Here is a 19,152-nt window from a genome sequence, read left to right as displayed (position 1 = left end):
TTGACTTTTGGCACGCTGTTGAGTTCTCAAGGAACGGACGCTTCCTTCGGTCCCGTTTCACCGGGGCCCTCCGGGCGCTTCCCTTCTGTTCTTGCGTTTCCGACTCTATCAGACTCTTTCGTGTCCGATTCCCGGCCGAAGCGGGTTCCTGCTTTTTCGCTTTCCAGTTCTTCGCTTTCGCGCTTCCCTTTCCGGCGAGTCCGACTCTATCAGATCCTTTCGGGCCTGATCCCCGGTCAGCGGGGTTTGTCCTCCCGGCCCTTCGGCCGTTCCGACGTCCCGAACTCTAGCGGATTCTCCCGGCGGCTCATAATCGAGTCTGTGAATTGAATTTCGGCATGCCGAAATTCTCTCCGGTGGGAGATCGTTCTGAGTTTGGTTGCCGCATTCGCGGCGGGATCGGTTGCCGCCGAACCGTACCGGCTCCGGGACAACTCGAAGAACCCTACGGATGCCAGGACGACGTGTCAACTTCACCTCTCGTCCCCTGGCACCGACCTCAGTCGAGGTCGGTAAGGCGGCCGCCGGCGTCTGGCTGCTCGTGCTCCACACGTCGCAGCAGCCGGATCAGGATGTCGCCGAGCGCTCCGCGCTCGTCGCCCGAGAGGTCCTGGAGGAGGTCCTCCTCGAACGTGGTGGCCATCCGCATCGCCTCGAGCCACTTCGTGCGGCCCTCGTCGGTCAGTTCCACGATGACCCGTACCCGGTTGTTCTCGTCCCGGTCCCGGGTGACCAGACCTTCACCGGCCATGCGGTCGATGCGGTGGGTCATGGCGGCGGGAGTGAGCCCGAGCCGCTTGGCGAGCTCGCCCGGCCCCAGCCGGTAGGGGGCTCCGGACAGCACCAGGGTCTTGAGGACCTCCCACTCGGCGTTACTGATGCCGAGTGCGGCGACCTGTCTGCCGTACGCGACGTTCATCCTGCGGTTCAGCCGGCCCAGCGCGGAGACGATCTGCTCGACCTGCGGGTCGAGGTCCCGGAATTCGCGCTGATAGGCCGCGATCTGCTCGTCGAGGCTCGGCTCCTGGAGCTCGGGCTGCTCGGTGGTGTCAGACATGGCGGGCAGTATCGCACGCCCTCATCGCCATCGAAGTCCTTCGAGGTGAAGAGTTCAGGCTCTAATTTTAGTGCTAAAGTCTACGAGTCTGTGTTCTTGAAGTTGATTCTTGAGGTAGGTGAGTGTGACCAGGGAGATGGGTGCAGCGCTGCGGCGGATCCAGCTGGGGAGTGCGCTGAGCGCGTTCGGCCTCGGATTCACCGTTCCGTATCTGTACGTCTACGTGGCACAGGTACGGGATCTTGGTGCCGGTACGGCAGGTGTCGTGCTGGCTGTGTTCGCCATGGCGGCGCTCGCGGTGCTGCCGTTCACCGGCCGCGCCATCGACCGGCGCGGCCCGCTGCCCGTGCTGATCGCCGCCGCGGTGGCGGCGGCCGTGGGCGCCTGCGCACTGGGCTTCTCGGGTGGCGTGACGTCCGCCGTGCTGTCCGCCGCGGTCCTCGGCGCCGGCACCGCGGTCATGCAGCCTGCGCTCGCGACGATGCTGGTGTGGTGCTCGAGCGCCGCGACCCGTACCCGCGCCTTCGCCATGCAGTTCTTCCTGCAGAACCTCGGGCTCGGCATCGGTGGCCTGGTCGGCGGGCAGCTGGTGGACGTCGACCGTCCGTCGAGCTTCACCCTGCTGTTCCTCGTCGAGGCGGGAATGTTCCTCGTGCTCGGCGTGGTCGCGGCCACGGTTCGTATGCCGCGTGCGCCCTCCCTCCCGGACGCGGTGCCCGCCGACGGCACGGCACCCAAGGCCGGGCTGCGCGTGCTGCTCTCGCACCGGGCCATGGTGCAGCTGTGCGTCCTGGGCTTCGTGATCTTCTTCGCGTGCTACGGACAGTTCGAGTCCGGGCTCGCCGCCTACGGCACCGAGGCCGCCGGAATCGATCCGTCCACCCTGGGCATCGCGCTGGCGGCCAACACGGCGGTCATCGTCGTCGCGCAGTTCGTCGTGCTCCGCCTCGTGGAGCGCCGCAGCCGCAGCCGCGTCATCGCGTGGGTCGGTGTGATCTGGGCCTTCGCCTGGATCGTGGCCGGGTACGCGGGTCTCGGACACGGCAGCCAGACCATGGCCACCGCCGCGATGATCTCGACGTACGCCCTGTTCGGGCTCGGCGAGGCGATGCTGTCGCCGACGGTGGCGCCTCTCGTCGCCGACCTGGCGCCGGAGGCCATGGTCGGTCAGTACAACTCGGCGTTCGCCCTGGTGAAGCAGCTCGCGCTGGCCGTCGGGCCTGCCGTGGGCGGGCCCATGGGGGCGTCACAGCACGGGCCGTACATCGTGACCTTCGTGCTGTTCTCGCTCGGCATCACCGTGCTGGCGATCAAGCTGGGCCGTCAGCTCACTCCCGTCCAGGACCGGCCCTCGCTCGCGGCGGTGCCGCCCCGGGTGGTCGCCGTGTCGCTGCCGGAGAGCGAGCCCGTCGTCGCTCCCGCCGTCGTGCGCCTGGACACCGCCGTGCAGGGAGAGACCGCCCTGCGCTGAGCCACCGCCCTGCGCCGGGCCGGCGTCAGCCGGGGAGTGCGAACTCGCACCAGACCGCCTTGCCCCCGCCGGGGGTGCGGCGGCTTCCCCATGACGTGGCGATGGTCGCGACGATGGTGATGCCGCGTCCCGCCTCGTCGGCCGGCTCGGCGCGACGGCGGCGCGGCAGGTGGTCGTCCCCGTCCGTCACCTCGATGATCAGGCGGCGGTCGGTCCGGCGCAGGCCGAGGCGCATGGGCGGCGTGCCGTGCTGGAGGGAGTTCGCGACGAGCTCGCTCACGGCGAGGACCCCCAGGTCACAGAGCTCCATGGGAAAGCGCCAGGACGCCAGGACGCCCGTGGCGAAGGCGCGTGCCCTGGGCGCGGCCTCGATGCCCCCGAGCAGTTCGAGCGAGGCGTTGTGGAAGAGCTCCGCGCTCGGTCCCGTCCGCGCGGGGTGCTGGACCACGAGGACCGCCACGTCGTCGTCGTGCTCGGCGGTGACCCCCAGGGAACGGATGAGCCGGTCGCAGACCACCTGCGGCGACCCCTTGGCGCCGGCGAGGGCGCGCGCCAGGGAGGCCACACCCTCGTCGATGTCCTCGCTGCGGCGTTCCACCAGGCCGTCCGTGTAGAGGACGGCGGTGGAGCCGGGCGGCAGGGGGATCGTCCCTGAGGTGTGGACCCAGCCGCCCGTGCCGAGCGGCGGTCCGGTCGGTTCCTCCGCGCGGTGGACGGTGCCGTCCTCGTCGCACACGAGGATCGGGAGGTGCCCTGCGGAGGCGTAGACGAGGTGCCCCTCGTTGGGGTCGTGGACGGCGTAGGCGCAGGTGGCGATCTGGCTGGCGTCGATCTCGGCGGCGAGCACGTCGAGGAGCTGGAGCACCTCGTGCGGCGGAAGGTCGAGGCGGGCGTAGGCCCGGACCGCCGTGCGCAGTTGGCCCATGACGGCGGCGGCCCGCACGCCGCGCCCCATCACGTCGCCGATGACGAGCGCGGTCCGCCCGGCGCCCAGGGTGATGACGTCGTACCAGTCGCCGCCGACCGCCGCGTCCGTGCCGCCCGGCTGATAGGTGGCGGCGATGCGCAGGTCGTCCGGCTGCTCCAGGTCCTGGGGGAGCAGGGAGCGCTGGAGCGTGACGGCTGTCTCGCGGTGACGGCGTTCGCTGGCCCTGAGGCGTTCGGCCGCTTCGGCGTGATCGGTGACGTCGGTGGCGTAGACGAGGACGCCGGCTTCCCCGTCGGGTCCGTCCGGGTCGCCGGTGGCGACGGGCGTGCAGGTCACCGTGTACGAGCTGCCGGCCTGCACCTTGCGCGACTTGACCGTACGGGGGGTGCCGCTGCGCAGGACCTGGCCCATGAGGGGCAGCAGGCTGAGCTCGGCGAGCTCGGGCATGACCTCGGCCGCTGGCGCGCCGCAGGGGCGTGGGCCGAAGGCGGACGTGTAGGCCGCGTTGACGTAGGTGATGCGGTGTTCGGGGCCGTGGAGCAGTGCGACGGGGGCCGGAAGCCGGCCCAGCAGCTCGCGCGCCGACAGGGCGTCCATGGAGGGCCCGTGCACAGGGGCGGAGGATTCGGAGGTGTCGTCCGGCGGCGTGACCGCGGTCTTCGGCCGTACGGACTCGGCGCGGGCGGCGGGTACGGAACTGTGGTCGTCGTCCCGCGCGGCGGCTCGACGTTGCGTTCCGGGAAAGCGGGCGCTCCAGCGCGTGAAGTTCACGGAATTTCTGGCCTCGTGTGTCGGTCGGGTCCGCTCGGGCGAGCTGCTTCTACTGCTGGTCCTGTGGCCGGTCCCCCGCCCGGTCCTGATGCCGGACCGGGGTGCCGGAACCGGGCTGTCGGGAACGCGCGGCCGGACCTGTCCGTGCTGTCGGGTCGTAGCTGCCGGTCACTTTAGGTGACCGGCAGCCGGATCACTCTGCGCAGGTGTGGGCCCACCTATGGTCACACGTCCAGTGTGACCGAACGTACTGACAGTTGGCGTACGGCGGTGGGTCCGTCCGCTGAACGACAGCGGTTCTCCGAGGGCGTTGGCGGCACGGCGGTGCACCGCCGATCAGCCGGACGTCTCCGGTGGCCTGTCGTTCTTCGGGGGTGTGTCCTCGGAATGCCCCGGGTGCGCGTGTCCTCTCGCGGCGAGGGCGAACTCGGCCCTCGGGTGTTCGAGCGAGCCGAGGGAGACGATCTCGCGCTTGAAGAGTCCGGCCAGGGTCCACTCGGCAAGGACGCGCGCCTTCCGGTTGAACGTGGGGACGCGGCTGAGGTGGTACACGCGGTGCATCAGCCAGGCCGGATATCCCTTGAGCTTGCGCCCGTAGACGTGCGCGACCCCCTTGTGCAGGCCGAGGGAGGCGACGGATCCGGCGTAGGAGTGCCGGTAGTCCTCGGCCGGGCGGCCGGCGAGCGTGGCCACGATGTTGTCGGCGAGGACCCTGGCCTGCCGGACCGCGTGCTGGGCGTTCGGCGCGGTCTCCGTGCCCGGCTCCGACGAGGTGAGGTCAGGGACGGCCGCCGCGTCACCTGCGGCCCAGGCGTGCTCGGCTCCGTCGACGGAGAGTGTGGCGGTGCAGCGGATCCGGCCGCGTCCGGTGAGGGGGAGGTCGGTGGCGGCGAGGATCGGTGCGGGCTTCACGCCCGCGGTCCACACCAGGGTGCGGGTCGGGAAGCGCGAGCCGTCGCTGAGTACGGCGACCCGGCCCTCGCAGCTGTCCAGCCGGGTGTCGAGCCGTACGTCGATGTTGCGGCCTCGCAGTTCCCTGACGGCGTACCTGCCCATCGCCTCGCCGACCTCGGGCAGGATGCGCCCGGTCGCCTCGACCAGGATCCATCTCAGGTCCGAGGGCTTGATGTTGTGGTAGTACCGCGAGGTGTAGCGGGCCATGTCCTCCAGCTCCGCGAGTGCCTCCACGCCCGCGTACCCGCCGCCGACGAAGACGAAGGTGAGGGCCGCGTCGCGGATCGCGGGGTCCCGGGTGGCGGAGGCGATGTCCATCTGCTCGATGACGTGGTTGCGGAGGCCGATGGCCTCCTCGACGGTCTTGAAGCCGATTCCGAAGTCTGCGAGGCCCGGAACCGGAAGAGTGCGTGACACGGATCCGGGCGCGAGGACGAGTTCGTCGTACGGAATCTCCAGTGCACCGGTCCCGTCCTCGCCGGTGGCGAGCGTCGTGACCGTCACGGTGCGCTTGGCGTGGTCGACGCGCTCCGCCTCGCCGATGACGATCGTGCAGTTCTTCAGGACCCTGCGCAGCGGCACGACGACATGGCGCGGGGAGATCGAACCCGCTGCGGCTTCGGGCAGGAACGGCTGATAGGTCATGTAGGGGTCGGGCGTGACCACCACGATCTCGGCCTCACCGCTTCTCAGTCTCTGCCGGAGCTTGCGCTGGAGACGCAACGCGGTATACATCCCGACGTAGCCGCCGCCGACGACGAGAATGCGTGCACTGGGCCGGGTGCCGGGGGGTGTCCCCCGGGAATCTGGTGCCATCACCATCCCATGACGCAACGGAGTCCGGAGTTTGTCCACAGGCCCGGCAAATTGTGTGACCGGAGCTCTCCGATCACCCGGCGGCCCCCGGCCACCGTCCGATTCCGGAGCTGTGCAGGTCAGATGCGGCGCGAGGGGGTGCTCGCAGGGGTCGAACCGGGGTCCGACCGACCCTTGCTCCGATCGGGGGGCGCTCCGTGCGGAACTACCCCCTTCTGAATTGACCCGGGCTCAACTATGTTCGTACCCCGTCGGGGTGTCGGATTCGGACCAAGGTCCACACACCGGCGGACACGGCGGGGAAGTCTCCGGGGGGAGACGTCATAACCGGGGGAAGTTATGCACATTCAGGATTTGCGTGGGCCGAGCACTGTCACCTCTTCCGCTGAGGACCATGGGCGGCTGAGCACCATGGGCGCGGTCGGGACGGTCGCGGGAGCGACGGGCGGCCCGGCCCGCTCGGCACCGCTCCGCGTCGACGCACAGCGCAATCTCGAACACGTCCTGCGCGCCGCGCGTGAGGTGTTCGGGGAGTTGGGTTACGGCGCGCCGATGGAGGACGTGGCACGCCGGGCGCGGGTCGGCGTCGGTACGGTCTACCGGCGTTTCCCGAGCAAGGACGTGCTGGTACGCCGGATAGCGGAGGAGGAGACGGCGCGGCTGACCGATCAGGCGCGCACGGCTCTCGGCCAGGAGGACGAGCCCTGGGCGGCGCTCTCCCGCTTCCTCCGGACCTCGGTGGCATCCGGCGCGGGGCGGCTGCTCCCGCCGCAGGTGCTGCGCGTGGGGTCGGAGCAGGACGAGCAGGCCGCGTCGGAGGGTCCCGGCACGGCCGGCGGCGAGTCGCGCGTCCCGCACCAGAGACAGGGAGTGGGCGAGCCCGGGTTCCGGGTGTCCGGCCCGCATTCCGCGGGAGAGGACGGGATCGAGGACGAGCCGGGGGTGACCGAGCTGCTCGAGGTCGTGGGCAGGCTGGTCGGCCGGGCTCGTGAGTCGGGTGAGCTGCGCGGCGATGTGACGGTGGCCGATGTGCTGCTGGTCATCGCCACGGCGGCGCCGGCTCTTCCTGATCCTGCCCATCAGGCCGCCGCTTCGGCCCGGTTGCTGGACATCCTGCTGGAGGGGCTCCGCTCCCGCCCGGCGTAGACGCGCCCCGCGTGGCCCACCCGGCGTAGGTCGCATGCCGAGGGCGTACCGCGCGTTCGCCGTGCCGGGCCGGACAGCCGTCGTGTACGCACAGCCCTCGGCCGGGTGCGGCGGTCAGGTGGGACGGGGGCTCCCGTCGGCCGGGCTCCTGCGCCCGGGGCAATGCTTCTTCCCCGTCGGGGCGAGGTCACGCCCCCCGGGCACAGGAAGACACCCCGGACGAGTGGTTGCTGCTGCTCGGCGTTCGTGGCGGCGGCGCCCTGTGGCACTCTTGCCCCGGTTATTCGGGTCCGAGGGTGTATTACGGGGGCTTCCGCGATGAGCGGTGACGCGCAGCAGGAAGAACCGTCCGAGGGTGCCGCCGCAGCGGGCAAGGGCGGCAGCGGCACGGAGACGGAGGCCGGCGGCCCGTCGGCCTCACTGATCCGGGGCAGGACGCCGCCGTCGGGCCGTTCCGGGGCCGACCGGCCGAGCGGCTCCGCCGAGGGCGCCGCGGAGCCTGCGCGGCCGGACGCCCCGGACGGGGGCGGCACCGTGCTGCCCGGTCCCTGGCCGGCGAGGTCCGCCGCCGACGACAGGGCTCAGCCGGATCCCGGCTCAGGGACCGACACCGCGTACGCGGTCCCCCTGCAGCGCGAAGGGCGCGCGGGGTCCGCCGATCCCGGTCCGTCGGACGCGCAGTTGATCCAGGGCATGCGCACGGGGGACGACGGGGCGTACGAGGAGCTCTTCCGGCGTCACTCGGCGGCGGTGCGCCGCTATGCGCGTACCTGTTGCCGGGACGCCCATACAGCCGACGACCTGACGGCCGAGGTGTTCGCCCGGACGCTGCAGGCCGTGCGCGGCGGGAAGGGGCCGGAGGAAGCCGTCCGGGCCTATCTCATGACAGCCGTCCGGCATGTGGCCGCCGCGTGGACCAGGAGCGCCAAGCGCGAGCATCTCGTCGACGACTTCGCGGTGTTCGCCACGCAGGCCACTCGCGCCGCCGAGCTGTCGGAGGCCGACACCCTCGACCTTGGCGCCGACGTGCTCGCCATGCACGAGGCGGACCGGTCGATGGCCATGCAGGCGTTCCGCAGCCTGCCGGAGCGCTGGCAGGCCGTGTTGTGGCACACCGCGGTGGAGGAGGAGTCACCGCGCGAGGTCGCCCCGCTGTTCGGACTGACGGCCAACGCCACGGCGGTCCTGGCCGTCCGGGCCCGTGAGGGGCTCAAGCAGGCCTATCTGCAGGCCCATGTGAGCCAGTCACTGACGGCCGGGGGCGACTGCGCGCAGTACGCCGACCGGCTCGGCGCCCATGCCCGGGGCGGTCTGCGCACCCGGGCCGAGCGCGGGCTGCGCAAGCACCTGGACGAATGCGCGAAGTGCAGGATCGCCGCCGGTGAACTGGACCGTGTGAACGCCGGCATTCCGGCCCTGCTCCCGATCGCCGTCATCGGCTGGTTCGCCGCGGGCTATTCGCTCAAGGCCGCCGGCATCGTGGCGGGTGGCGCGGCGGGTGCGGCCGGTGCCGGAGCCGCCGCTGCGGCCACGGGGAGCGCGTCCTCCGGGGGAGGTGCGGCAGGCGGGGCGGCGGCGTCCGAGGGGATCGGAGGCCCGGTGAAGGCCGGCATCGCCGCCGCGGTGGCTGTGGCGGCCGCCGCCGGACTCGTGTGGGCCCTGGTCGGGGACGACCGGCCGGCGCCGGAGCCGGTGGCCAAGCCGCCGGCCGCGGCGCCCGCCACTCCCACGCCGCCTCCCGCACCCGGGCCGGAGCCGGTACCGGCGCCCGAGCCGCCGGCCCCGCCCACGCCCGGAGCACCACCCGCCCCGGAGTCGGCTCCGCCACCCGCGCCGGCCCCCGAGCCCACTGCCACTCCCACTCCCACTCCCACGCCGCCCCCACCGGAGGAGCCGGCGCCGACGCCCACCCCGACCCCGGCACCTCCCGCGCCGAAGGAGCCGCCGGCACCCGCGCCGGAGGTCTACCAGGTGAACGAGCTCGCGTACTCCGTCACCGGTGACCACACCGGTCCCGAGGTGTTGCTCGGCAGCAGCACCGGCGTGTTCTGGCAGCGCCGGGGGCTGTCGATCGCCGCCACGACGTACGACCACGGCGTGACCGCCCCCTCCAGCTCGTCGGTCACCGTCCGGCTCAACCGGACGTGCACCCGCTACGAGGCGATGGCGGGGGTCGACGACCTGACCCTGGGGCTCGGCGCCGTGCGTTTCTCGGTGTACGACGGGGAGGGGGCGCGGCTGTGGCGGTCCCCGGTGGTGCGGGGTGGTGAGCCCGCCGTACCGGTGAGCGTGGGCATCGAGGGCCGGAAGGCGATCCGGCTCGTGGTGGAGCCGTGGGGACAGCTCGGCGGGGTCGCGCTGGCCGACTGGGCGCACTCGCAGATCAGTTGCCGCTGAGCGGCCCTGCGGCACCGTTCCCAGGAGGCCGGTCCCAGGAGGCCGGTGCCCACCTGGAGGTGTACGACCGTACGAGGACAGGGGGCAGCCCGCGCCGCCGCGGGTGCCTATGCCTGCAGGGTGCGGCGGGCCGGGACGACGCCGCCGGCCACCGCGCGCTGCCGTGGGGCCGCCGTGCCGGTCCAGCAGGTGCCTCGGCGGGTGACCAGCCGGCGGAGCCAGAGTTCCGTGGACGCCAGCTCGGCGAGGCCGTCCAGCGGGAGGGGTTCGCCCTCGGACGCCGCACGCAGCGCCTTGCGTACGACGCGGGCCTCGATCAGGCCCGCGTCGGCGAGCAGCGGGGCGTCGAAAAGCGCGATCAGGTCGGGAAGGGCGGTACGCAGTCCGATCCGTCCGGCCGCGGTCGAGGTGGCCTGGGACGGGGTGCCCCAGCCCGGCGGCAGGTCGTGGATGCCGGCGCCCGCGAGGACCCGGCGCAGGATCGCGGCCCGGGCACCCGGCTGGACCCGGAGAGACTCCGGGAGTGCGCGGGCGGCGCGTACGACCTGGTTGTCGAGGTAGGGGGCGTGCAGCCGCTGGCTGCGGATCTCGGAGGCCTGTTCCAGGATCCGCTGGTCGGCCGCGTGCCGGGCCAGCGCGGCGCGGGCCCTGGCCTCCCCGGGGCGCTGGACCGATGCGGGCCGGATCGCCGCCTCCTGGAGACGAACCGATACTTCCGCGAGCGCCTCCCCCGTGAGCCAGCGGGCGGCCGGACCGGGCCGTGACCAGGCGAGGGAGGCGAGCGAGGCGTCGGCCGGGGTGTCGAGGCCGGGGGCGTCACGATTGGCCTCGGGCAGCAGGGACGCCGCCGTCTCGAGGCCGGTGCGGTACGACGTACGGGCCAGTCTGCGGGCGGCCCGGTAGACGGCCAGCGGGACGAACAGGGAGTGCGTGGAGGGCCCTTCGGCCCTGGCGAGCGCGGCGACGGGCCGCAGGAGGTGGCGTCTGCGCCGGTCCATGAGGAGGTCGGCCAGCCGTGCGGGGTGCGCGTCCAGGACCTGACGGGCGCCGTGTCCGACGAAGTGGTCCGCGCTGCCCGCGGCCAGCCGGCGGCGGTGGCGCTCGGCGACGACGAGGGAGGGGGCGGGTTCGTCGGTGAGCGGGCCGCTCTCCAGTGACGCGTACGGGAGGGCTTCATCACCCGCCGCCACGACCACGTGGTGCAGTCGGGGATCGGCCGCGATCGCCCGGGCACGCTCCAGCTCGTCCTCGCGGTCCTGCGCCGAGAGGCCGTGCGCCGAGGCGCCCTGTACGGAGAGGTCGTTGAAGGTGACGGCAAGGAGCCGTTCGCCCGCCCCCGTGCCGTGGCCCAGCACGGTGCCCGGCAGCCCGGGCAGTCCCGCCGCCAGCAGCGCCAGGGTGGCGGAGGCGCTGCCACCGGAGAGGTCCGATCCGATGCCGGGGACGGGCGCCCCACGGGCCGCGCGGCGTTCGGCGGGCCCCATGCCGGGGACGGGTCCGGGGTCGGGGGGCAGGGTCTCGGGGGCGTGCCGCGGGGCTGTGAGCCGTGCGCGTACGGCCTCGACGAGCGCGTCCCGTACGCCTTCGACGGCGCTCACCGGGTCGGTCTGTGCGGCCGCCACGGCGAGCGAGGCCACCGCCTCGTACCCGGTGATCTCTCGCGAGCCCTCCCGGAGGATCAGCGCGTGGCCGGGCGGGATCCGCTTCACCCCCGCGTACGGTGTGCCGTCGCCCAGCGCCTCCGGGGTCTCGGGGCAGGCCAGCAGCGCGGCGAGGTGGCCGATGTCCAGCTGCGCCTCGATGAGGTCGGCGAGCGGGAGGGCGGCGGTGGCGTAGGCGGTGCCGTTGGCCCAGGGCGTGTGGAAGACGGGCCGCGCTCCGGCGAGGTCTCCGGCGACGGTGATGCGACGGCCGATCTGCACGACGGCCGTGTAACTGCCGGACCAGGCGGTGAGATGGCGCAGCGCTCCGCCTCGGGCGGCCAGCAGCCCCACGCGGAGCTGTTCGTCGGTGGCCCCGCAGCAGCCGAGGACGGCGAGGCGGGTGACCGGCGCTCCCACGGGGGTGGCGACCGTGATGACGCGGATCTCGTCGGGGCGCCAGTCGCCGACGGCCCACAGCGGATCCGGGTCACCCCAAAGGAGTTGGGACCCCACCGGTTGGACGGTGCGCCCCTCGCTCCGGTGGCCGACGGCACCCACGGTGCCGAAGCTCGCGGCGATACTGCTCCACCCCACCAACCAACGCATCGCCGCCTCCACAGGCTGTGGACGAACCGGCGTACCAGGACACGGGAACGCCGTTGCGGGACATGCTGCCACGACAACGGCGCCCGGGAGGGGGTACGGGCGGCGCACACCGGATGCGCATGCGCCCCTGGCAAAAGCCTGGCCACGGCTCCGGGGTGCCCTCACAACGGAATTGGATCAGCCGGGAGTTGTGGCAGCCGGCGTCGTCGGCGGCCCCCGGACCGGCCGGGCCACGGAACAGGCGCAATCAGGCCATAGCCGGGCGGCTGCTCAACACCCCTGTCCGACCGGCGCTATTCAGCCATTCTCGGCTCGCTGCGGAACCGCGCGTTTCGTCCGCGGCAACTCAGCGGCGCAGCCCCCGCGCGCCCCGGTCCGAAGCGGTGGGCGGGGACTCCGGCAGGACCACAAGGGCCCCGACCGGAACCACCGAAGTGCGGCGACGTGCGGGCCGGCGCATCCCCCCGGTGCGCCGGACCACACGTCGCCGTCTCCGAACCCCGCCCGTGCGGCGCACGGTCCGGGAAGTGTTCGTCACCTCCCGGACCGGTTCGCCGCCCGCGGGGATTGGGGCGGCGGTCTCCCCCAGCCCACCGAGTCCAGTTCGGCGGGCCGACCCACGCAGGGCCCATCGAAGCGCTTGCCGCACCGGTCGGGCCAGAGCGCACGGCCGGGCGCACGGCCACACGTCAGGAGCACGGCTTCCACGCTCCGCACCGCACGGACAACATTCCCGCCATACGGAGGTCTGCCCCTTAACGGTGGGGATGCGGCGAACTACGCTGGGTTTACCGATGTTCTCAGCAGGGCGGCATATTCCACGGGGCCTGGCCAAATGCGTGTGCGGCCGGAGTGCCCGGGACCGGACCTGGGGAGAACACGGTACGAATGCCGCGCGCCTGACGGTGACGCGGCGGCCGTCTGTGTGTCGAGGGGTGACGCATGTCCAGGGAACAACGCGGGCCGAACGAGAAGCTCGGCACGGTTCTCGCCCTCGCGGGAATCAGCAACGCCGGGCTGGCCCGGCGGGTCAACGACCTCGGTGCGCAGCGCGGTCTGACCCTTCGTTACGACAAGACGTCAGTGGCCCGGTGGGTCGCGAAGGGCATGGTGCCGCAGGGCGCGGCGCCGCATCTCATCGCGGCGGCGATAGGGGCCAAACTCGGCCGTCCCGTCCCGCTGCACGAGATCGGGCTCGCCGACGCCGATCCGGCGCCCGAGGTCGGTCTGGCCTTCCCCCGCGACGTGGCCGAGGCGGTGCGGTCGGCGACGGATCTGTACCGGCTGGATCTCGCGGGCCGCCGGGGCGGCGGCGGGATCTGGCAGTCGCTGGCGGGTTCCTTCGCGGTGAGCGCCTATGCGACCCCCGCGTCACGCTGGCTCATAACGCCCGCGGATCCGTCGGTCGCGCGGGACCCGACCGCGGCCCAGGCCGCGATCCTCGGCCCCGACGGCGCACCGGGGGCTCACTCCGCGACACAGGTCGGGGTACCCGTCCAGCCGGGCCCGGACACCGCGGGCTCCGGCGCGCTGGACGGACCGCTGCTGCGCGTCGGCCACAGCGACGTGACCAAACTGCGCGAGGCCGCCCAGGACGCGCGCCGCTGGGACTCCAAGTACGGCGGCGGCGACTGGCGTTCCTCCATGGTCCCGGAGTGCTTACGGGTCGACGCCGCTCCGCTCCTCCTGGGTTCGTACAGCGACGAGGTGGGACGGGCTCTCTTCGGCGCGTCCGCGGAGCTGACCAGGCTCGCCGGGTGGATGGCCTTCGACACCGGTCAGCAGGAGGCCGCCCAGCGCTACTACATCCAGGCGCTGCGCCTGGCCCGGGCCGCCGCGGACGTGCCGCTGGGCGGTTACGTCCTGGCCTCGATGTCCCTGCAGGCGACCTACCGCGGCTTCGCCGACGAGGGCGTGGACCTCGCGCAGGCCGCGGTCGAACGCAACCGCGGGCTCGCCACCGCACGGACCATGAGCTTCTTCCGGCTCGTGGAGGCCCGCGCCCACGCCAAGGCCGGCGACGCAGCGGCCGCGGGGGCCGCGCTCCGGGCCGCGGAGAGCTGGCTGGAGCGCTCCCGGACCGGTGACTCGGACCCGGCGTGGCTCGGCTTCTACTCCTACGACAGGTTCGCCGCCGACGCCGCCGAGTGCTACCGCGACCTCAAGGCGCCCCGCCAGGTGCGGCGCTTCACCGAGCAGGCCCTGTCGAAACCCACCGACGAGTTCGTCCGCTCCCACGGGCTGCGGCTCGTCGTGTCCGCGGTCGCCGAACTGGAGTCCGGCAACCTCGACGCGGCCTGCGCGGCGGGGACGCGGGCGGTCGAGGTGGCGGGCCGCATCTCCTCGGCGCGCACCACCGAGTACGTACGCGACCTCCTGCACCGCCTGGAGCCGTACGGGGACGAACCCCGCGTGGCCGAGCTACGGGAACGCGCCAGACCGCTCCTGGTCGCCCCCGCCTGATCCGGACGACGGGCCCGGGGACCACCGGCGAGCGCCGGGGTCACCGGTACGTCCCGGTTTCGCGGGGTCCGGGGGCGAACATCTCGCCACGCACACGCCGACCCTGGTTTGAGCCCGTTGTCAGTGGGTCAGTGCACTATCGGGGTGGGAGGTGGCGTGATGACGACGCACGCGGCGTACGACTGCGATGTGCTGGTGATCGGTGGCGGAATCGTCGGTCTGTCGACCGCGTACGCGGTGACGCGCGCCGCACCGGGCACCCGGGTCACGGTGCTGGAGAAGGAGTGGGGCCCGGCGCGGCACCAGACCGGGCGCAACAGCGGGGTGATCCACAGCGGCATCTACTACCCACCCGGCTCGCTCAAGGCACGCTACGCGGTGCGGGGCGCCGCCGAGCTGGTGGACTTCTGCGCGGAGCACGGGATCGCCCACGGGGTGACGGGCAAGCTGATCGTCGCCACCGGCCAGGACGAGCTGCCCCGGCTGCATGCCCTGGTGCAGCGGGGCCGGGCCCACGGCCTCCCCGTCCGGGAGCTCGGACCCGCCCAGATCTCGGAGTACGAACCGCGGGTGCGTGGCGTGGCGGCGATCCGGGTCGGGACGACGGGGGTGTGCGACTTCACCGCGGTGACCGTACGGTTCGCCGCCGAGGTGAGCGCCTCCGGCGGACAGATCCGCTACGGCGCGGAGGTCGTCGCCGTCGACCGGCGCCCGTGGGGCGTCGCGGTGCGCACGTCCGACGGCCAGGTGGTCAGAGCCCGCGTACTGGTCAACTGCGCGGGGCTGCACAGCGACCGGGTGGCGCTGCTCGCGGGTGACGACCCGGGGGCGCGCATCGTGCCGTTCCGCGGGGAGTACTACGAGCTGGCAAGGCCCGAGCTGGTGCGCGGGCTCGTCTATCCGGTGCCGGACCCGGCGTTCCCCTTCCTCGGGGTGCATCTGACCCGGGGCTTCGACGGCACGGTGCACGTCGGCCCGAACGCCGTGCCGGCACTGGCCCGCGAGGGCTACGGCAGGGCGGTCGTCCGTCCGCGGGAGCTGGCCGCCACCCTGGCCTGGCCGGGTTCCTGGCACATCGCCCGGCGGCACTGGCGGTACGGGGCCGGCGAGCTGCACAGATCACTGTCGAAGAGCGCGTTCACCCGGGCCGTCCAGCGGCTGCTGCCGGAGGTGACGGAGGACGATCTGCGGCCCTCCCCGGCCGGGGTCAGGGCGCAGGCGGTCCTGCGGGACGGCACGCTGGTGGACGACTTCCTGATCCGGGACGCCCCGCACACCGTGCACGTGCTGAACGCCCCGTCCCCCGCGGCCACCGCCTCACTGCCCATCGGGAGGGAGGTGGCGCGACGGGCACTGCTGCGGGCTCGCGCGACGGGATGGACGCCTCCCGCCGTAGAATCGGGTCATTGTGTCTGAACCTGTGAACCCCACCCCAGAGACGCCCGGCCCCGCCCCGGAGACGCCCGGCGCCCCGCCCGGGACCGCACCCGCCACCGCCCCGGACGCGGACCGGGACGACGCGGACCGGGACGCGGAGGCGCGGCGTGCAGCGTCGTTCGAGCGCCAGCGGAGACTGCGCCAGGAGCCCCGCTTCCCCGGCGGTCCGGCGGCCGACCCGGCGGGCTCGCACCACGAGCGCCGGATCCGCAGCTTCCAGCCGCGCCGCAGCCGGGTGACCACCGGCCAGGAGGATGCCCTCCAGCGTCTGTGGCCCACGTGGGGCCTGGACATCGACGGCCGCAGCGTCCTCGATCTCCCCACGCTGTTCGACGGCCTCCCGGTGGTCCTGGAGATCGGCTTCGGCATGGGCGAGGCGACCGCGCAGATGGCGGCCGACGACCCGGTCACCGGAATCCTGGCCGTCGACGTGCACACCCCCGGCCAGGGCAATCTGCTGGGGCTCGCGGAGCGGGCGGGGCTGACCAACGTCCGTGTCGCCAACGGCGACGCGATCATCCTGCTTCGCGAGATGCTGGAGCCGGACGCGCTGGACGGGCTCCGGGTCTTCTTCCCCGACCCGTGGCCCAAGAAGCGGCATCACAAGCGACGGCTGATCCAGCCGGAGTTCCTCGACCTGGTGGCACGGCGGTTGAAGCCGGGCGCGGTCGTCCACTGCGCGACGGACTGGGAGCCGTACGCGGAGCAGATGCTGGAAGTCCTGACGGCACACCCGCTGTTCGAGAACACCCGGGCGGACGGCGGCTACGCGCCCCGGCCCGCCTTCCGGCCCCTGACCCGCTTCGAGGGCCAGGGCCTGGACAAGGGACATGTCGTGCACGACGTGCTGTTCACCCGTCGCTGATCAGCCAACGCCCGGCCTCCCGTGCACCGTGACGTGGCCAGGTGTCGGTGGTCCTCGTTAGGGTCGTCGAATGTCCGAGGGGTCCGTGCAGCACCAGCAGCCGGCCGTACCGGTTCTCGAGGAGCAACGGCTCGACGAGTTCCTGGGTGCCGTACCGGAGCGGGGTCAGTGGCGTTACCGGCCCCGCCGCGTCGGCATGGTCTGGCGCAGCAGGGCGTTCCGCGCCGGGGCGGTGATCACGGTGCTCGCGCTCTGCGGCCTGGTGATCCTGGCCCTGGTGCGCCAGCAGACGGGCACCGAGGGCTTCCTGGTGGGACTGGGGCTGGCCGTCCTGCCCGTGCCGCTGCTGATGGCGGCGTTCCGCTGGCTCGACCGGGTCGAGCCAGGTCCCTGGCGCAATCTGCTCTTCGCCTTCTCCTGGGGTGCGTGCGCTGCCGCGCTCGTGGCGATCCTCGCCAACTCCTTCGCGACACGCTGGATAGCCACGGCCACCGCGGATCCGGCGAGCGCCGACACCCTCGGGGCCACCCTCGTCGCCCCGGTCGTCGAGGAGAGCGCGAAGGCCGTCGCGGTCCTGCTGATCTTCCTCTTCCGCAGACGGCAGTTCGGCGGAATAGTCGACGGCATCGTGGTCGCCGGCTTCACCGCGACGGGCTTCGCGTTCACCGAGAACATCCTCTACCTGGGCAATGCCTTCGGCGAGGACCAGCATCTCGGGACCACGGGGCTCGCCTCCGTGACGGCGGGGACCTTCTTCGTACGCGTGGTGATGTCGCCGTTCGCGCACCCCCTGTTCACGGTGCTCTCCGGCATCGGCTTCGGCATCGCGGCGCTCGGCGGGTCCCGCCACCGGGTCCGCCGGGTCGTCCTGCCGTTGCTCGGGCTCGTCCTCGCCATGGGCATGCACGCCCTGTGGAACGGATCGTCCGCCTTCGGGCCGTACGGCTTCTACGCGGTGTACGGCGCGTTCATGGTGCCGTGCTTCGGCCTGGTGACCTGGCTGGCGATCTGGGCGCGTCAGCGGGAACTGCGCACGCTCTCCACGGAGCTCCCGGTGTACGCGGCGGCCGGTTGGCTCACCCCCGCCGAGCCTCTCGCGCTGGCCTCGATGCGGGCGCGGGGCATGGCCCGCGACATGGCCAGGCACTGGAACAGCCACCCGGAGCGCGCCCGGGGCAGGGCCGCGGCACGGGCCGTCGCGGAGTACGAGTCGTTCGCGACGTCCCTGGCCATGCTGCGCCGGAGGGCCCGGCACGACGGTGCCGGCCCGGACTTCGCCCTGCGCGAGCAGGAGTTGCTGCACCACCTCTGGCAGCGCCGGGACGTCGCGGGCCCGGCCCTGACGTACGCGGCCCACGCGACGGGCCGGCTGCGCGCCCCCCGGCCGCCCGTGCCGCCCCCGTTCCCCCGTCAGTTCTCCCACGGCGGCCCGCCCCAGCAGCAGCTCCCCGCACCGCACCGGCACTACGGCGGCCACAACCCGTACATGGAGGACGGCGGGCACCGGACACCGCCCGCGTAGAGCGCCGCCGGGCGGACGCCCCGGTCGACTCAACCGGCTCCTGCCCGGTCAGGCGGACGCCTCGGTCAGCTCGGTCAGCTCCTGCTCGGTCAGGCGGAGGTCGGCCACCGCCACCAGCGCGGGAAGCTGTTCGACCGTACGCGCGGAGGCGATCGGGGCGGTCACGGTCGGCCGGGAGGCCAGCCAGGCCAGGGCGACCGTGGCGATCTCGGCGTCGTGCTCCTGGGCGATCCTGTCGAGCGCCGTGAGCACGCCGCGGCCGCGCTCGGTCTCCAGGTGCTTGCCGGCGCCCTCGGCCCGCGCGCTCTCGACCGAGGTCCCCGGACGGTATTTGCCGGTGAGGAAGCCGGAGGCGAGGGCGAAGTACGGGACGGCTGCGAGACCGGCACCGGCCGCCGTGTCCTGGAGCGCTCCCTCGTAGGTGTCTCGCGAGACGAGGTTGTAGTGCGGCTGCAGTGCGACGTACCGGGCCAGGCCCTCGCGCTCGGAGAAGTCCAGAGATGCCTGGAGGCGCTCGGGGCTGATGTTGGAGGCGGCGATCTCCCGCACGGTGCCGGCCTTCACCAGTTGGTCCAGCGCGGTCACGATCTCCTCGACGGGGACGCTCTCGTCGTCGAAGTGGGTGTAGTAGAGGTCGATGTGGTCGGTGCCGAGCCGGCGCAGCGACGCTTCGGCCGCTTCCTTGATCGTGGTGGGCGAGAGCCCCTTGTACGCGGGGTGGGCGCCGACCTTGGTGGCGATGACGACGTCGTCGCGTCGGGAGCGGGCCGCCAGCCACTTACCGATGAGGGTCTCCGACTCACCGCCCTCGTTGCCCGGGATCCAGGCGGAGTAGGAGTCGGCGGTGTCGACGAAGTTGCCGCCGGCCGCCACGTACGCGTCAAGGACGGCGAAGGTCCGGTCCTCGTCGGCCGTCCAGCCGAAGACGTTGCCGCCGAGAGCGAGAGGGAAGACCTGAAGGCTCGAGGAACCGAGCGGGCGCAGAGATGTCATACCCAGGGACAACCCGTCCGCTGAGTCGACTATTCCGGTTTTCTGCCGGCCACTCCGGGGGCCCGGCACCACCGGAGCCCGGG

General features: G+C 72.8%; 12 protein-coding genes. 7 read left to right on the top strand and 5 right to left on the bottom strand.

The genetic code is table 11. The annotated features are described in order from the left end of the window. Window positions 1-499 precede the first annotated feature (499 nt). Window positions 500-1,057 (bottom strand): MarR family transcriptional regulator, encoded by a 558-nt coding sequence (locus ABZ441_RS26450; protein ID WP_358978556.1) that lies wholly within the window; start codon window positions 1,055-1,057, stop codon window positions 500-502. Between the two features lie 136 nt (window positions 1,058-1,193). Here ABZ441_RS26450 and ABZ441_RS26445 point away from each other — a divergent pair, with 136 nt between their 5' ends. Next, window positions 1,194-2,528, top strand: a complete 1,335-nt coding sequence (locus tag ABZ441_RS26445; protein ID WP_358978560.1) for an MFS transporter — start codon at window positions 1,194-1,196, stop codon at window positions 2,526-2,528. A gap of 25 nt (window positions 2,529-2,553) precedes the next feature. Here the strand turns inward: ABZ441_RS26445 and ABZ441_RS26440 are convergent, their stop codons facing one another. Continuing rightward, entirely contained in the window at window positions 2,554-4,227 is a 1,674-nt protein-coding gene (locus tag ABZ441_RS26440) for a SpoIIE family protein phosphatase (protein ID WP_358978554.1), read from the bottom strand. Between the two features lie 336 nt (window positions 4,228-4,563). Continuing rightward, on the bottom strand, window positions 4,564-5,997 hold the full coding sequence (locus ABZ441_RS26435) for an NAD(P)/FAD-dependent oxidoreductase (protein ID WP_358978552.1): 1,434 nt from the start codon (window positions 5,995-5,997) through the stop codon (window positions 4,564-4,566). A gap of 411 nt (window positions 5,998-6,408) precedes the next feature. On the opposite strand from ABZ441_RS26435, the gene ABZ441_RS26430 reads away from it, so the two are divergent. Together ABZ441_RS26430 and ABZ441_RS26425 are read left to right on the top strand one after the other, a co-directional pair. Next, complete coding sequence (locus tag ABZ441_RS26430; RefSeq protein WP_358978550.1) at window positions 6,409-7,143, top strand: helix-turn-helix domain-containing protein; 735 nt, start codon at window positions 6,409-6,411, stop codon at window positions 7,141-7,143. Between the two features lie 318 nt (window positions 7,144-7,461). Further along, window positions 7,462-9,540 carry a sigma-70 family RNA polymerase sigma factor gene (locus ABZ441_RS26425; RefSeq protein ID WP_358978548.1) on the top strand — a complete coding sequence of 693 codons (2,079 nt, stop codon included), beginning with the start codon at window positions 7,462-7,464 and terminating at the stop codon, window positions 9,538-9,540. 107 nt (window positions 9,541-9,647) lie between these two features. Here ABZ441_RS26425 and ABZ441_RS26420 read toward each other — a convergent pair whose 3' ends face one another. Further along, a complete protein-coding gene (locus ABZ441_RS26420; RefSeq protein WP_358978546.1) occupies window positions 9,648-11,789 on the bottom strand; it encodes an asparagine synthase-related protein in 2,142 nt (713 codons plus the stop codon). A 942-nt stretch (window positions 11,790-12,731) separates the two neighbouring features. On the opposite strand from ABZ441_RS26420, the gene ABZ441_RS26415 reads away from it, so the two are divergent. From ABZ441_RS26415 to ABZ441_RS26400, 4 genes are all read left to right on the top strand, one after another. Further along, complete coding sequence (locus ABZ441_RS26415; RefSeq protein WP_358978544.1) at window positions 12,732-14,252, top strand: sporulation protein; 1,521 nt, start codon at window positions 12,732-12,734, stop codon at window positions 14,250-14,252. Window positions 14,253-14,411: 159 nt separating this feature from the next. Then, complete coding sequence (gene lhgO, locus ABZ441_RS26410) at window positions 14,412-15,668, top strand: L-2-hydroxyglutarate oxidase (protein ID WP_358978542.1); 1,257 nt, start codon at window positions 14,412-14,414, stop codon at window positions 15,666-15,668. After that, on the top strand, window positions 15,661-16,554 hold the full coding sequence (gene trmB / locus ABZ441_RS26405; RefSeq protein WP_358978540.1) for a tRNA (guanosine(46)-N7)-methyltransferase TrmB: 894 nt from the start codon (window positions 15,661-15,663) through the stop codon (window positions 16,552-16,554). Before lhgO ends, trmB begins: the two co-directional genes overlap by 8 nt. 70 nt (window positions 16,555-16,624) lie before the next feature. After that, a complete protein-coding gene (locus ABZ441_RS26400; protein ID WP_358978538.1) occupies window positions 16,625-18,076 on the top strand; it encodes a PrsW family intramembrane metalloprotease in 1,452 nt (483 codons plus the stop codon). Between the two features lie 48 nt (window positions 18,077-18,124). Here the strand turns inward: ABZ441_RS26400 and ABZ441_RS26395 are convergent, their stop codons facing one another. Further along, on the bottom strand, window positions 18,125-19,069 hold the full coding sequence (locus ABZ441_RS26395) for an aldo/keto reductase (RefSeq protein ID WP_358978536.1): 945 nt from the start codon (window positions 19,067-19,069) through the stop codon (window positions 18,125-18,127). Window positions 19,070-19,152 lie beyond the last annotated feature (83 nt).

It is taken from the genome of Streptomyces sp. NPDC005752 (assembly GCF_040630715.1).
Lineage (GTDB): Bacteria > Actinomycetota > Actinomycetes > Streptomycetales > Streptomycetaceae > Streptomyces.
Note: the sequence above shows the minus strand (reverse complement) of the source record. Positions and strands in the feature narration are given on the sequence as shown.